Below are 1,352 nucleotides of genomic sequence, written 5' to 3'. Positions count from 1 at the left end.
ACTTCTCGATTAACGAGAATTGTTCAGGGAGTCGGACATCAAGAGAGCGGTGGTGAATTCAATAGGTCAATGCAACACCTTATAATTGATTATTAATTAGGTAGTTATGACTGACTTATCAAAACGTGGTTTAAGTGATATTGAAAAGCTGAAAGCATGGTTCTTATGGCGTGAAGGTAAAACGCTTAGCGAAATAGGCTTGACGCTTGATAGGCATGCTGGTTCTATATTCGGTGTACTTAAATTAAAAGGTGGAATATCGCCAGTGCAACGAAAACGTCGATTATCGTTTCTTTCTTTAGAAGAGCGAGAAGATATATCAAGAGGTTTAGCTTCAGGCTTATCTATCAGGGCAATAGCTCGTAATGTAGAAAAGGCAGCGTCAACAGTAAGCCGTGAAATCAAACGCAATGGTGGTATTGCCAAATACCGTGCAGTTACGGCTGATAAAAATGCGCTAGAGCGAGCATTAAGGCCAAAGCAATGTAAATTGCAAAAAGGTAATCCACTTAGCGATTTGGTTGAATCTAAGCTACTAGATGACTGGTCACCAGAGCAAATTTCTGGCTGGTTAAAAATAAAACACCCAGCATCATCTGAAATGCATATCTCACATGAGACTATTTATAAAACGTTATTTATCCCATCACGCTATATTTTCGAAAAAGCAGTCCTTAGCCATCTTCGCTCAAAACGTAAGTTGAGGCATGGTAAACGCTCAACAAATAAGGGAATTTATAAAGGTATTATTGATGCTAAAACAATTCATGAAAGGCCTCATGAAATTGAAACACGAGAAACTCTAGGTCACTGGGAGGGCGATTTAATATCAGGAAGTAGCAACTCACATATAGCAACATTGGTTGATCGAAAAACACGGTATACAGCTTTGGTACAAGTTAATGGTAAGGATACTAAAAATGTAGTAAATGCACTTATTCTGAAATTTAATGGTTTACCAAAGGCACTTAAAAACACACTAACGTGGGATCGGGGAATGGAATTAGCAGACCATAAAAGATTTACTAAAAATACGAATACAGATGTTTACTTTTGTGACCCGAGTAGTCCGTGGCAAAGGGGAACAAATGAAAATACAAATCGCCTATTAAGGCAGTACTTCCCCAAAAAGACAAGCCTACATGGCTTTGACCAACGTTATTTAGATAAAATCGCTAATAAACTAAATAATCGACCAAGAAGAATATTAAACTATTTAACTCCTAATGATATGATTAAAAACCATGTTGCACTGACCACTTGATATCACCCTGCCTTTTTTAATATATCCTTTTCTAATTCAATGCGTTGTATTTGCTTTTTAAGCTCACGGATTTCAATTTGTTCGGGCG

Annotated in this window: 1 protein-coding gene; it reads left to right on the top strand. The window is 37.4% G+C overall.

Annotated elements, in window-relative coordinates:
• Positions 1 to 106 precede the first annotated feature (106 nt).
• Entirely contained in the window at positions 107 to 1,264 is a 1,158-nt protein-coding gene (locus CWB66_RS12730) for an IS30 family transposase (protein ID WP_033040882.1), read from the top strand.
• Positions 1,265 to 1,352: the final 88 nt, after the last annotated feature.

Origin of the sequence: Pseudoalteromonas sp. S558, from assembly GCF_005886635.1 — a bacterium.
GTDB classification, from domain to species: Bacteria; Pseudomonadota; Gammaproteobacteria; order Enterobacterales; family Alteromonadaceae; genus Pseudoalteromonas; species Pseudoalteromonas aliena.
Note: the sequence above shows the minus strand (reverse complement) of the source record. Positions and strands in the feature narration are given on the sequence as shown.

Bases quoted from the DNA above. Each gene is read 5' to 3' on its own strand.
- CWB66_RS12730 (WP_033040882.1), top strand. From the start codon at position 107: ATGACTGACTTATCAAAACGTGGTTTAAGTGATATTGAAAAGCTGAAA.